Raw genomic sequence first — 13,830 nt, 5'->3', positions numbered from 1 at the left:
ACTAGAAAGGAAGATGTTACATGATTCAAGCACATGGAGGAACACTAATTGATCGTTTTGACCAATCTTATGACACATCAGCTCTAACGAAAGAAATTGAACTAGATTCGTTTTCTCTGTCAGATCTAGAACTAATAGGAATTGGTGCATTTAGCCCATTAACGGGATTTTTAGGAAAAGAAGACTATGAATCAGTCGTACACAACATGCGCTTAGCGAATGGAACGGTTTGGAGTATTCCTGTTACGTTGCCAGTTTTAGAAGAAAAGGCAGCCACTCTTACTGTTGGTGAAAAGGTGAAGTTAGTATTTAATGGTGAGGTTTATGGTGTCATTGAAATTGCTGACATTTTTACACCAGATAAAAAAGTCGAGGCTAGCAACGTATACCGAGCAAGTGATGATGCTCATCCAGGCGTGAAAAAAATGTTTGAACGTCCAAATGTTTATGTCGGTGGAGAAATTACGTTGATTAAACGTGTGCAGCATGATCGTTTTGAGACGTATTATTTAGACCCAAAAGAAACAAGAGCGAAATTTGAGGAATTAGGCTGGAAGCGAATTGTCGGGTTCCAGACTCGTAATCCAGTTCACCGTGCACATGAGTATATACAAAAATCAGCTCTTGAGATTGTTGACGGTCTATTTTTAAATCCATTAGTTGGTGAGACCAAATCAGATGATATTCCAGCTAATGTTCGAATGGAAAGTTATGAAGTGTTACTTGATAAGTACTATCCAAGAGATCGTGTATTTTTAGCGGTATTCCCTGCGGCAATGCGTTATGCTGGTCCACGTGAAGCCATTTTCCACGCGATTGTTCGTCAAAACTACGGTTGTACACATTTTATTGTTGGTCGCGATCACGCTGGTGTTGGTGACTATTATGGTACGTATGATGCGCAATTGATCTTCTCTGAATTTGAAGAAGGTGAATTAGCGATTAGCCCGCTATTCTTTGAACATAGCTTTTTCTGTAAAGCGTGTGGTAACATGGCTTCAACGAAAACATGTCCTCATGGAAAAGAAGATCATGTGGTTCTTTCTGGAACTAAAGTTCGTCAAATGTTATCTGAAGGTGTCGTACCACCGCCAGAATTCAGCCGTAAGGAAGTAGTTGAAGTGCTAATTCGTGGAATGCAGAAAGTGCACGCTTAAGTAGAACGAGTGGGAATGGGGATGATTCTGACTTCCATCGCTGTCGAATTCTCCATCATTCTCGCTGAGCTTAATATGTGACTAGTTCATTACAACAACTAGAGCACCAATTAATTGGGTGGGGCAGAGGTCTTATAAAAGATAAATATTAGAAGTTTTTAGAGGGGGAGAAATGATGGCAGGTCACAATATTGTTTGGCATGAGACAACAATCAAGAAAGAAGAACGCCAAGAGCGAAACGGTCATAAAAGCGCGATATTATGGTTTACAGGGCTATCGGGTGCTGGGAAGTCAACATTAGCTAACGCATTAGAACATCAGCTGTTCTTGGAAGGAAAAAACAGCTATGTTTTAGATGGAGATAATGTACGTCATGGTTTAAATAAAGGTCTTGGCTTTAGTGATGAGGATCGAAAAGAAAACATAAGAAGAATCGGCGAGGTGGCCAAGCTTTTTGTTGATGCAGGAACGATCGTTTGTACGGCCTTTATTTCTCCTTTTAAAGAAGACCGCGATCGTATTCGTGACTTAGTGGAAGAAGGAGAATTTATTGAGGTTTACGTGCGTTGTTCTTTGGAGACTTGTGAAGAACGTGATCCAAAGGGGCTTTATAAAAAAGCTCGTGCTGGAGAAATTCCTGAATTTACAGGAATTAGTTCGCCTTATGAGGAGCCTGATGCTCCAGAAATCATCGTAGAGTCGGATAAGCAGACTGTCGAAGAGTCAGTCAATGTAATAGTAGCTTACTTAAAAGACAAGAATATTTTATAAAAACATATTTAGGAGTCAGACCCCTCTGTTGATCTTCACCGTATTAAAAAGCGGTCGATTGCAGAGAGGGTCTGACTTTTGTCATTTAGCTACTAAAGTTTTTGGGTGTAAAAAAGGAAAGGAAGGGTCAGACTCCCTCCTTAACATTGGTAACGCAATATGGACTAGTTCTAGTTTGTTAATTGGCTATGGATTTTAACGCGGCCGCTATATCGATTTCGCCATATCCATAGTAAGGGTCACGTCCATCGGTACCGAGGTCTTTAGCTGTTGACCGCATCACTTCATATACTTCCTCATTGGTTAAATCAGGGCGTAGAGAGCGAATGAGCCCAGCCAAGCCAGCGACATGTGGAGCCGCCATTGATGTCCCTGACATGACTACATAGTTGTTGTCAGGAAACAAGCTTGGAATATGCTCACCCGGAGCGGAAATATCAACATGTTCTCCGTAATTGGAAAAGAATGCACGGTTTTTTGCTTCATCCACTGCAGCAACAGTGAATACTTCTTCATATTGAGCTGGATACATAGGGTCTTCGACATTGTCATTTCCAGATGCGGCAATTAAAACAACATCTTGTTCATATGCATAACGAATGGCATCATGTAACAAATCAGACGAGTAGTAATCACCAAGGCTCATGTTAATCACATCTGCCCCTTGTTCAACAGCCCAGTATATCCCTTTAGCGACTTCAAATGATGAGCCTTCTCCTTCATCGTTTAATACTTTAACAGGCAAAATTGTGCTATCCCAAGACACACCAGCTATCCCTGTTACATTGTTTGTTAACGCAGCGGCAACACCCGCAACGTGAGTTCCATGTCCATGTGCATCAGAGAAATCGGATGAATCATCAAACGAGTTGTATCCCGGTCCTAACTTCTCGGCAATATCAAGGTGATTAGGATCAACGCCGGTGTCTAATACGGCAATTTTTATCCCTTGACCTCCTGACAAGTTCCACCCTTCATCTATCTCAATTTGATCTAAGTTCCACTGATATGGTTCAAAAAATTCATCATTCGGTTTAGTTGTTAACACATTATGTTGGTCCTCTTCATCTCCGGCACGGCTTCTGTTTTGTTCTCTAGTGGTTTGCCTTGGAGGAGTGTGTCTTCTTTCATTTGGATCTGTAGAAAAAAGAATAACTTGTTTCGATATTTTATAATTTGGTTCTGCAATCGCTAAATCATATTCCTTGCGTAATCGTTGGATTAACTGTTCGGTCGATTCCGTTTTGGATTCAACCACAAACAACGGATTGTTATCTTCTAGAACGAGCAAATCTTGATTTTCAGTAAACCACGTTGACGCAACTTCGCGTTTTTTAAATTTTATTACAGCTTGTTTCTCATAGAAAGGCTGTTGAAATTGTTCTGGTTTATGATTATCAGAATGAACAACGATTTGCCAACCTAATTCTGGTACGGTTTCAGCTTCTAAATTTTCAGGGATATCTTCAGTTGTTTCCCATTCGACCTCTGGGTCTGCGCCCGAAACAAAAAAGGTTCCAGTTGCATCGGCTACAGAAGCAAGGCCTTTTACGAAGGATTTCACAAAAGATAAATCAATTTCTCCTAATACCGTTCGACCATCTTCAAGTGTTTCCCCCATTAACATGTATTGCTTTCCATCAATTGAATAAGGGTCAGAAAAGTTACTTTTCATATGACGGTGCGTTAGCTTTGTTACATCCATTCGTTCAATTTGACCAACTTGGCTGATAACCTTTTCGTTTTCTAGTATAGCAAAACCGTGAAAATGAGGATGTTCTCTTACTTCTTCTTTAAACTTAGTTTGTAATTCTTGATCCTCTAAGTCTTGATTTGCCCATCTTTGCATTTGAGAGGAGAGCTGCTTTAAAAACATTGATGTGGTCATAGATAGATCTTCTGCCATTAAGTGATTCATAGCAGAGACTTCTAAATCCTCTGGAATCTTTTTGGATTGAATTGTATACCCATTGTCGTCAATAAGAGCTCTTCCAATAATGGCTAGCCCGATACCGACGAGCCCGACGATTAACACTGATTTTGCCATTCTCCATAACATTACAATGAATCCTCCTTTCTATTACGATTAAAGAAATAAGCCATCCATATCTCGTCGTCATACGTCCCATTAAGATAGGCTTGTTCTTTTTGTATGCCTTCAATGACGAATCCAGCTTTTTCATATAAGTGCGTAGCTACTTTATTTGATGAGAAAACAGTAAGGCACAACTTATGCAACTGTTCTCGTTTACACCAAGCAAGCGTGTATTCCATCACCTTTTTCCCAATTCCTTTCCCTTGAGCTTCTTCATGAAGCCATGTTCGGAATAGGCCAGTATGATGTTTCATTTGAAGTTCTCCACGGAGAACTCTCGCAATACCTCGAGCTGCTCCATTCACTTCAATGACGATGTACATATTGCCAGCCTCTTTCATTTCCTTGATAAATGCTTCTTCCTCTTGAATGGTTCGAACTCGTTCTTTTTGGATATATGTTCCTTGATTAATGATAGAGGTAACAGAATAGATAATATCTTTCGCATCATGTTTTTGTGCAGGGCGAAGGATAATTTTTGATTGATCTTTGGCTGTAAATGTTTCACTTGCTTGGTGCTGGGTAAGTGTTTTCATCTTCATCCTCCATTTCTTTAGGCTGCCAAAAATGCATAGGATCTTTTTCTATGTTTGTTTCTAAAAGATGGGATGCTGGAACAATCTTTACTCGTTCTTTTGTAAAAGATGGAAGGGTTGTTAAAATACCTTCAAAAGTCTTGTGTCCATTGATTCCTACATGCCCTATTGCAATCGCTTTTTTATTTGTCTTTGCTATTTTTAGTAATGACGACATTTGCTTCATAACGTGTGCTTTTGAAGAATGAGTATCGTCGATGAAAATATCTCTTGTTGCGTAAGGGATGTCCATTTCTTTTGCCAACTTAGGAATGACCGAGGAAGAACTTGTTCCACTATCAATAATGTAAAGACCCTTTTGTTTAGCTATCTCTAAAATAATACGAATAATTCGTTCATCTTCTACAATTTTAGAACCCATATGGTTATTAATCCCTTTTGCAAAAGGAACATTCTCAATAGCGGCTAATACTCTTTTTTGTATTTCTTTATCCGACAAGTCGCTTGTTATGGCATTTGGTCCAAGCCAAGAGGCTTTCCCCTTTTTAGGTTCCATGGGCATGTGAATTATAACTTCTAGACCTGCATTGTGAGCAAGCTTAGCTTGTTCGGTTGATTGCTCCATAAATGGCATAACTGCAACGGTAACAGGAATATTTCCATCTAAGAAAGATTGAACTCCTCTCACATCCCCCCCGAAGTCATCAATAATGATAGCAACTTGTTCATTCTCGTTTGCAAATGATGTAGGAATGAATGCTGTTAATAGTAAGGCTATACTTAAGAAAGTACGAACTACGAACCGTAATTGCATGGTTAACCACCTTTTCTCATCACTTTGTTTTTGTTAGTTTGTCAAAGGACTTTACGTTCTATGATAAAAAGATAAAATAAAGATAAGCTATTGAAAAAAGGTCAAAAAAAACCATATATAACGATTGCTCGTTATATATGGTTTACTTACGAATATTAAATGCGGCGTTAAGTTGTCCGCGAAGCATACGATCGCGTACTTCTTTTTTCTGCAATTGTTTCTGTTCCATTTTCCGAATCTCAAATGTTTGCATGCCATCTTCCATTTTATTGGCAATATCTAATAATCGCTCAACGTCTAGAAATGAATATTTTCGTGTTCCGCCTTTTGATCTTTCTGGATAAATGAGTTTTCTCTCTTCATAATAACGAATTTTTCTCTCAGAAAGACCGGTAAGTTCACTGACAATTCCAATTGTAATTACTTTTTTATCTTTATATGTTGACACCCATTCCACCCCTTATTAAGTTAGAATGTTCAGATCTTTTTACCATCATATCACACTATTATGTGGTAAGTGACAGGAAATGTTAGATAATCTGACATTGATTATTGGGATTTAACATAAAGTGGAAGATTAAAAGTGAAGTAAGACTAACATGAATTTATTTTAATTGAGGTCAAGCCTACTATATAATATAATTGATAAAACATATAAAAAAAGTCGGGAATGAAATGATCTAGATTTACAGAGAGATAAAAGGAGAAATGATCATGTATAAAGGATATGTATATTTAATTGGTGCAGGCCCAGGTGATGTTCGTCTAATGACAGTGAAAGGGCAACAATGTTTGGAAAAAGCCGATGTTGTTTTATATGACCGTCTTGTAAACCCTCTACTGCTTGAGACTACGAAGCCGGGAGCAGAATTAGTTTATTGTGGGAAACTTCCCGATCGGCACTTACTTAGACAAGAAGCTATTAATGATTTGCTTGTGAAGTATGCACTAGAAGGTAAGCGAGTAGCTCGGTTAAAAGGTGGAGATCCAAGTGTATTTGGACGAGTGGGAGAAGAGGCAGCTGCACTTGAAGAAGCCGGTGTTTCCTATGAGATTGTACCAGGAATTACTGCTGGAATTGGGGCCGCTACTTATGCCGGTGTACCGGTAACGCATCGAGATCATGGAGCATCATTTGCCGTGGTAACAGGGCATGATAAATCGCCTGCTGGACAACCAATTATTGATTGGAAAGGGCTAGCGACTGGAGTAGATACGATTGCTTTTTATATGGGTGTAAAAAATTTACCATATATATGTGAGCAGCTGATTGAACATGGGCGAAGTCCGAAAACACCTGTATTACTTGTACAGTGGGGAACGGTAGGAAGACAAAAAACGTTGACTGGTGACCTTGCTACAATTGCAGAACTTGTTCAAAAAGAAAGTTTCTCGAATCCTGCTATTACGTTAGTAGGCGAAGTAGCTAAACTTCGAACGAAAGAAAGTTGGTTTGAGCGACAGCCCCTTTTCGGAAAACATATTTTATTTGGAAGGACAACGGAAGGACCAAGTGAAATAGCAAGTGAACTGACAAAATTAGGGGCGGATGTATTTGAGTATCCTCGACTTTTAACAAAGGAGGATCAATTAGATGCGGATATCTCCTTCGAGCAGTACGATCAAATTATTTTTCATTCACCGAAATCAGTCGATTGGTTCTTTGCGCAGCTTAGGAATAAACGAATTGACATTAGGTCTATTCATGCACGTTTTTATGGTGCATCGAAAAAATCAATAAAAGCCATTGAATCGTTTGCTTGTCTAGGGTTTGGAGTCCATGAAATGATTGAATCGGATCGTAGACTTGTTATCGCTTCTAAAAATTGGGAAACGCGTGAGAGAAAACGGTATGACCTTTATAGTGAACATGACTTTTTCGTGTCTCATACAGATGAGGTTATTGAACAGTCTAATTTTACTTGCCAACGTATTCTAGATGAGGATCGAGTGGATACGATCGTTTTTCCAAGTGCAGAAGCAGTGAGAATGGTGACAGAGCAAATTTTAGCATGTCAGGAAACGCCCGAAACATTATCAAAACGAGCTGAAGTGATTTGTTTTGGACCTGAAACAGCTAAAGCTGCAATTGAATTAGGGTATGAAGTTCAACATATGTTACAAAAACCATCCAAGGAAGAGTTAGTAGACATGTTAAAATCCAATGTAAAACAAAGTAGGTGATCCAATGCAAGCAATCTTATATGTTGGGCATGGAAGTCGTGTTCAAGCTGGGAACGAGGAGCTTCTTTCTTTTGTTAATAAAGCAAAAAAAGAACACGCAGATGTAAACATTCAGGAATGCTGTTTTCTTGAGTTAGCTGAGCCGACGATCAAAGAAGGAGTGCAATCCTGTGTTGAGCAAGGCGCAACGAAAATTGCCGTTGTTCCCTTGCTTTTATTGACAGCTATGCATGCGAAAGTTGATATCCCTGAAGAAATTGATAAGATGAAGGCAATGTATCCTCATATCGCGTTCTCTTATGGACGCCCTATTGGAATTGAGTTAACAGTGATTGACATTATTCAAGATCGATTAAGAGCTGTTGGTTTTGACTTTGCGAATGAACGCCCCAGGTACGAAGAGCGTCAACCGGTTTCCATTCTATTAGTTGGAAGGGGGAGCAGTGATCCTGATCAGACGAGTGACTTAATGAAGGTTGCTCGACTTCTTTGGGAATATACTCCAGTAAATGAAGTCGATGTTTGCTTTCTAGCCGCTACAAGGCCAAATGTCGACGAGGGATTAGAACGAATGAACCGTTTGCCAAATAAAATTGTGTATGTCGTGCCTTATTTGTTATTTACTGGTGTGTTAATGAAAGGCTTGCAAAAGCAATTAGATCAGTGGTCTAAACAAACAAATAAAGATTTTATTTTATGTGATTATTTAGGTTTTGACGATCAGTTAATTACCATTTTAGGACAACGTGTACAAGAAGTATTAGATGAGGATGTAAAAATAAATTGTGACACTTGTTATTTGCGTACAAGGTCTAAGCAAACGTCGGGTGGAAAAGCGTGAGTTATCTTCCGATTATACTGAAGCTAACTGGGAAAAAGGCAGCTGTTATTGGAGCTGGGAAGGTAGCAACTCGACAGATTCCTAAATTACTTGAGGCAGGCATCAGTCAAATAGTTGTTTATGCACCAACGCTTCATCCAACTTTAGAATGCTATTTGAATGAGCCTCGATTTAGATGGGAAAAAACAATGGTGGACCACAAATCAACATTTAATGAAGACTTGCTGTTTTTTATGACAAATGACTCAGCACTTCATCTATCCCTTTATCAGCAGAGAGGGCCATTTCAACTCGTTTACTTTGCTGATCATGCTAATCTAAGTGATTTTCACTTCCCGATGACTGTTCAAAGAGGCCATTTGTCTGTTTCTGTATCCACTAGTGGAGCTAGCCCGACGTATGGAAAGAAACTGATGGATAAAATAAGTAAGGTTATTCCTGATTCCATTGAGGAAGATTTGCTATTTTTAGAGCATGCAAGAAAACAAGTACATAGTAGTGGGTTAGAGCAAAGTATTCGGAAGCAAATTCTACGGCAATGTGCTATGCCATACTTTTTGCAAGATCCGAATCGCGAACAGCTCTTGCGTGAATTAATCGATCAAGCATAAAAAAAGGAGAACCATTGTTAAACGCTAAATGGTTCTCCCTTTTTATTTATTTCGTAAAAGAAAGTTTCGCAATGGCATCGTGCTGGTGAATAGATTCTTCATTACGACACTGAACTTCAAATGAACGAATGGCTTCATGTTCATATAAATCAGCTGCAACAAGACGAACAAGATCTTCAACAAAGCGTGGATTTTCATACGCACGCTCAGTAACGGCCTTTTCATCAGGACGCTTTAACACTGGGAAAAGAATAGAGCTTGCATTGCTTTCGGCAGCTTCTAACAGAACTGCTTTCCAATCCGCCTCAAATGCATCATCTACTGTTACAGTCATTGTGACGAAACTTCGTTGATTGTGGGCGCTGTATTCACTAATTTCTTTTGAGCATGGACAAAGAGTCGTCACAGCTCCTGTGAGTGTTATAATAGAAGTATAGCCTTGGTCCTCATCAAATGAAACATCATATGTGATATCAGCATGGGCCATTCCTTCTTTTTGCATGGCTGGGCTTGTCTTTGTAAAAAACCATGGAAACGTTACGCGTACGTTCGCTGCTTTTTGTTTCATTTCACGAGCAAGAATAGCAGTAAATTCACGTAATGTTTGATCGGTTAGCAAATGAGATTGGAAAAATAGATGAAGTTGCTCCGTTAGGCGACTCATATTTATTCCTTTAAAGTCTTGTTCTAAGCTCGTTGTTAAAGCGAATGTTGCTGTTGTTGTTTGTGTTGTTGGTGCTAATTCTGATTCAATCATGACAGGGTATTTTACATCAGAAATTCCTACTTGCTGGATAGGAAAGTAAAAATCATCTGGTTTATTTTGAAGGTCTGGCATCTTCTCTTTGTCTGTTGGTTTCGTTCCTATAACGGGATCAACAGTACCAAAATGACGATGACGCTCGGCCTTAGGGGGTAAAGAACGTTTCATCTTATTTATCACTCCTGAAGATTAATTCTATTTTCTATGCGTGCTTAAACAATGATTTCGACTCATTGTTTTCTAGCTGTTCAAGAACAACTAGAAGGAAAAATTCTAGCATATGAAAATATCCACAACTAACATAGGATGATGAAAAATAGTTGCGGGTTATGCTTACTCCATATTACACTACAAAGGGAAAAGGAAACAAGAAAATCGATTTTTTTCTACAAAGAGATTAGAAGGTAAAGAGTGGAAAGAAGGTATAGAATGAAAAAAGGGACAATTCTTTGGATAACATTAGCAGGATTGCTACTTATCATTGGTTTGGTAGTGCCAATAACGGTCACAGCACCTGATGATACAAGAGTTATTTTAGATCATACAAATAAAGTGTACAGTGCACCAGCATGCTTTGATCAAGCTGATCTAACAAATAATCTAGAAGAGACGACATTAAAGTTTGCACAAGAGCTTGAATATGTAAGTGAATCCTCTTGCACAGAGGAGCAGTTGAAAGAAACCAAACCATTTTTAATAGGTATTTTTCAATAATGAGAGTGAGTGGTGGAATTGAGGAAATGGATAGCTAGTCTTATGAGTATTTTGCTTTTAGCTGGTTGTGATTCGCTTATTTCTTCTTCAATTGATCGAAATGAGAAGGTAATGAAGGAGATCACTTTATCCGAAAATGAAGAAGTGATGTTTTCTTTGCTGGCTGATCAAATTTATTATTTTGAATTTCAAGATCGGCTGAAACAGTTTCAATCAGTCGAAATAGGTGTCGATTATTATCATTATGGTGAACTTATCGATAGTATGGGTGGTATGAAAATCGGTGCAAATCATCCAGAATTAGAAGGAAAAGACGAACGAGCTAGATTTCTATTTACTCTTGACTCTTTGGAAGAAGGTGAAGATCTCACCTTTTCTGGGACGCTCAAAGTTCTGTTTGATAGTGGGAGTGCAGGATCAACAGGCTATTCATTCAATCGAGAAGGGGTAAAACGAGGTGCCTCTTCTTGGGGGTATTTGTTGGATCAATTTGATGATGTTCCTATAGGAGAGAAGGTATATACTGCCTACTTTGTTGAAAATGTAGAGTCAGAACATTTAAGAACGCTTAATTACGAAGAAGCTATCCAGCAAAATGATGAATATGAACATCTATTTTTGTATTATGTACAAATTGAAGATGAACCACTTTAGAGTAGGGGAGATTACATTCACCTACTCTCTTTTTGTACTCAAGAAAAGGTTGAACGGGCTAATGCTTGGTAAAAAGACGGTATATCAGAACAGAGTATGGATCTGACTAAAAGCGATTTTAAGGGAATGGGAGCCATTGCCAAGAATCAAGGAGGATTGTATGGAACAATGTGGTGAGAATTACTCAGGAAGATTCAGGAGAGTATGTAAGCTTATAACGTGTAAGAATCGTTTTGCAGAACCTAGTTGATTATGCTATATTGGGAATGTTCAAAAAACTTACAGATGAAGAGAGAAATGAAGAATAAGGGAGCTGGAGACATAAGATGAAGGTAGCGAAATTTGGGGGAACATCAGTCGCAAGTGCGGAGCAAATTAAAAAGGTAGCTTCCATTGTAGCAGAAGATAAAGAAAGGAAAATTATTGTCGTTTCCGCACCAGGAAAAAGAAGCAGTGATGATACAAAAGTAACCGACCTTCTTATCCAACTTGGGGAAACGCTCTTAAAAGGTGAAGATACAGAAAATGAATTACAAGCCGTATTGAATCGTTATGAGGACATTGCAGAAGGGTTAGGTCTTGGAAAGGAAATCGTTGCAACGATTGAGGCTGATTTGCGAGAGCGACTGCAGTTTGATCGAAATCGTCCTGGGGCGTGCATGGACTTAATTAAGGCAAGTGGGGAAGATAACAATGCTAAATTAATTGCTGCCTATTTCCAAAGCATTGGATTAAATGCTACATATTTAAATCCAGAAGATGCTGGTCTTTTTGTTAGTGATGAACCAGGGAATGCACAAGTCTTACCAGAAGCATATGAGCATCTGAAAGCTTTACGTGATCGTGACGAGATTATTGTGTTTCCAGGATTTTTTGGCTATTCAAAAGAAGGATCGCTCGTTACTTTTTCAAGAGGGGGTTCAGATATTACTGGTTCGATTTTAGCTGCAGGCGTTAAAGCAGATTTATATGAGAACTTTACAGATGTGGATTCCGTTTTTGCTGCCAATCCAAATATTATTGATAACCCTGTGAAAATTAAAAAAATGACGTACCGGGAAATGCGTGAGTTGTCTTATGCAGGTTTTTCCGTGTTTCATGACGAAGCTTTATTTCCAGCATTCAGAAATGGAATTCCTGTTTGTGTAAAGAATACAAACAATCCTTCCTCGTCTGGAACAATGATTATTGCTGAACGAGAATACTTTATGAATCCAGTTATAGGCATAGCTGCAGATGAAGGGTTTGCAACAATTTATGTTCGTAAATATTTAATGAATAGGGAAGTAGGGTTTGGTCGGAAATTGCTACACATTTTAGAAGACGAAGGGTTGTCTTATGAGCATATGCCATCAGGAATCGATGATACATCTGTAATCCTTCGCCAAGAGCAATTAACAGAAGAAATTGAGGAGCGAGTTGTTGCTAGAATTCAAGAGGAGTTACAAGTCGATGATGTATATGTTGAGCGGGATTTTGCCATGGTTATGATTGTGGGAGAAGGAATGCACAATACAATTGGGATATCCTCACGTGCAACAGCAGCTTTGACTAGAGCAAATGTAAACATTGAAATGATTAACCAAGGGTCTTCTGAAGTTAGTTTGATCTTAGGTATTCATGCTTCTGATGCAGACCGAACAGTTGTTGAATTGTATCATGAATTTTTTGGTGGAGCTGAAGAAACCGTTCAATAGAATACTTAATTAGTAAAAGAGGAGTTCCATTTCTTAAGAATGGAACTCCTCTTTCACTATCATGATCTAACATGAAGGCCTTGATATGCACTTAGCTCCGTGCTGGCACTTCTATTCGTTTATTTCCTGTCTGTTAACGTTTGGATCATCGCTTTCATTTCTGCAACCTCTTGTCGGAGTTCTTTTAATTCTGCATTTTTGTCTGCCTCTTCTTCCTCTTCATTAGCTTTTTCAACATTGTTTACGATAACCCCGATAAAGAGGTTAAAAACAATGAATGTGCCAACTAAAATAAAAACAACAAAATAAATCCACGACCATGTAACTTCAGCAAAGATGGGTCTCATTACACCACTTGCCCATGATTCTAACGTCACAACCTGAAACAATGTTAGAAGAGAGAGTTGGAGATTCCCGAAATACTCAGGAGCAACACCAGCAAACAACATCGTGCCTATTACCGCAAAGATATAGAAAATGATACTCATCAATATCATAATATTACCTAGGGCAGGAATCGTCATTAATAAGGCATCTACAAGGCGGCGCAATGATGGGATCACAGATATTGCGCGCAACACACGAAGTACGCGTAATATCCTAAGTACTGTGACAAAGTGGGCGCCAACAAAAATATGCCCAGCAGCTACAATCAAAAAGTCAAACCAATTCCAACTGCTCTTAAAGAAATCTTTTGTTGGACGTGTGGCAATAAAACGCATCGCAATTTCAATCGTGAAAATCCATAAAAGGATATAGTCAATCAAGTAAAACCATTCGTAATAAGCCTTGTACAAATCAGGGTATGTCTCAAGACCAACAATAATAGCATTAATAAGGATGAGAGTTATAATTGTTGATGTGAACGCACGGTGAAAGACTATTTTCTGAATAGTACGTACAAAGGGTGATTTAGATAATTCATTCGTTCTATTTTCCATGGATGTATAGCTCCTTAAAATACAAATCTACTTATTTATTCTACTAGATTT

General features: G+C 38.7%; 14 protein-coding genes. 8 read left to right on the top strand and 6 right to left on the bottom strand.

Annotated features, from left to right (window positions below):
- The first annotated feature begins 20 nt into the window (after positions 1-20).
- Positions 21-1,157, top strand: a complete 1,137-nt coding sequence (sat, locus tag LQ50_RS00305; RefSeq protein ID WP_034624889.1) for a sulfate adenylyltransferase — start codon at positions 21-23, stop codon at positions 1,155-1,157.
- Between the two features lie 175 nt (positions 1,158-1,332).
- A complete protein-coding gene (gene cysC / locus LQ50_RS00300) occupies positions 1,333-1,929 on the top strand; it encodes an adenylyl-sulfate kinase (RefSeq protein ID WP_034624888.1) in 597 nt (198 codons plus the stop codon).
- A 178-nt stretch (positions 1,930-2,107) separates the two neighbouring features.
- Here cysC and LQ50_RS00295 read toward each other — a convergent pair whose 3' ends face one another.
- The 4 genes from LQ50_RS00295 to LQ50_RS00280 form a co-directional block, all read right to left on the bottom strand.
- The gene (locus LQ50_RS00295) at positions 2,108-3,988 is read right to left on the bottom strand and encodes a S8 family peptidase (RefSeq protein WP_237563611.1); all 1,881 of its coding nucleotides are present in this window, start codon (positions 3,986-3,988) and stop codon (positions 2,108-2,110) included.
- Complete coding sequence (locus tag LQ50_RS00290) at positions 3,988-4,560, bottom strand: GNAT family N-acetyltransferase (RefSeq protein ID WP_034624886.1); 573 nt, start codon at positions 4,558-4,560, stop codon at positions 3,988-3,990. Before LQ50_RS00290 ends, LQ50_RS00295 begins: the two co-directional genes overlap by 1 nt.
- Positions 4,529-5,374, bottom strand: coding sequence for a divergent polysaccharide deacetylase family protein (locus LQ50_RS00285; protein WP_052144499.1), 846 nt, complete (start codon positions 5,372-5,374; stop codon positions 4,529-4,531). The genes LQ50_RS00290 and LQ50_RS00285 overlap by 32 nt, the downstream gene beginning before the upstream one ends.
- 142 nt (positions 5,375-5,516) lie before the next feature.
- Positions 5,517-5,822, bottom strand: a complete 306-nt coding sequence (locus LQ50_RS00280) for a MerR family transcriptional regulator (RefSeq protein ID WP_034624885.1) — start codon at positions 5,820-5,822, stop codon at positions 5,517-5,519.
- Between the two features lie 266 nt (positions 5,823-6,088).
- On the opposite strand from LQ50_RS00280, the gene cobA reads away from it, so the two are divergent.
- From cobA to LQ50_RS00265, 3 genes are read left to right on the top strand one after another with little or no spacing between them, the layout of a single operon-like run.
- Positions 6,089-7,558: a uroporphyrinogen-III C-methyltransferase gene (gene cobA / locus LQ50_RS00275; protein WP_034624884.1), complete on the top strand. Its 1,470-nt coding sequence runs from the start codon at positions 6,089-6,091 to the stop codon at positions 7,556-7,558.
- Positions 7,559-7,562: 4 nt separating this feature from the next.
- Complete coding sequence (locus LQ50_RS00270) at positions 7,563-8,399, top strand: sirohydrochlorin chelatase (protein ID WP_034624882.1); 837 nt, start codon at positions 7,563-7,565, stop codon at positions 8,397-8,399.
- A complete protein-coding gene (locus LQ50_RS00265; RefSeq protein ID WP_034624880.1) occupies positions 8,396-9,010 on the top strand; it encodes a precorrin-2 dehydrogenase/sirohydrochlorin ferrochelatase family protein in 615 nt (204 codons plus the stop codon). The genes LQ50_RS00270 and LQ50_RS00265 overlap by 4 nt, the downstream gene beginning before the upstream one ends.
- Before the next feature lie 46 nt (positions 9,011-9,056).
- Here LQ50_RS00265 and folE2 read toward each other — a convergent pair whose 3' ends face one another.
- Positions 9,057-9,941, bottom strand: coding sequence for a GTP cyclohydrolase FolE2 (folE2, locus tag LQ50_RS00260; RefSeq protein ID WP_034624879.1), 885 nt, complete (start codon positions 9,939-9,941; stop codon positions 9,057-9,059).
- 261 nt (positions 9,942-10,202) lie between these two features.
- On the opposite strand from folE2, the gene LQ50_RS00255 reads away from it, so the two are divergent.
- The 3 genes from LQ50_RS00255 (at position 10,203) to LQ50_RS00245 (ending at position 12,838) form a co-directional block, all read left to right on the top strand.
- Positions 10,203-10,487, top strand: a complete 285-nt coding sequence (locus LQ50_RS00255; protein WP_034624877.1) for a hypothetical protein — start codon at positions 10,203-10,205, stop codon at positions 10,485-10,487.
- Between the two features lie 12 nt (positions 10,488-10,499).
- On the top strand, positions 10,500-11,141 hold the full coding sequence (locus tag LQ50_RS00250) for a YgaN family protein (RefSeq protein ID WP_034624875.1): 642 nt from the start codon (positions 10,500-10,502) through the stop codon (positions 11,139-11,141).
- Positions 11,142-11,467: 326 nt separating this feature from the next.
- Complete coding sequence (locus LQ50_RS00245; protein ID WP_034624874.1) at positions 11,468-12,838, top strand: aspartate kinase; 1,371 nt, start codon at positions 11,468-11,470, stop codon at positions 12,836-12,838.
- A 119-nt stretch (positions 12,839-12,957) separates the two neighbouring features.
- Here the strand turns inward: LQ50_RS00245 and LQ50_RS00240 are convergent, their stop codons facing one another.
- Positions 12,958-13,779 (bottom strand): ion transporter, encoded by an 822-nt coding sequence (locus tag LQ50_RS00240; protein WP_052144497.1) that lies wholly within the window; start codon positions 13,777-13,779, stop codon positions 12,958-12,960.
- Positions 13,780-13,830: the final 51 nt, after the last annotated feature.

The organism is Halalkalibacter okhensis, from assembly GCF_000787375.1.
GTDB lineage: Bacteria > Bacillota > Bacilli > Bacillales > Bacillaceae_D > Halalkalibacter > Halalkalibacter okhensis.
This window is presented reverse-complemented; position numbering and strand designations above follow the sequence as displayed.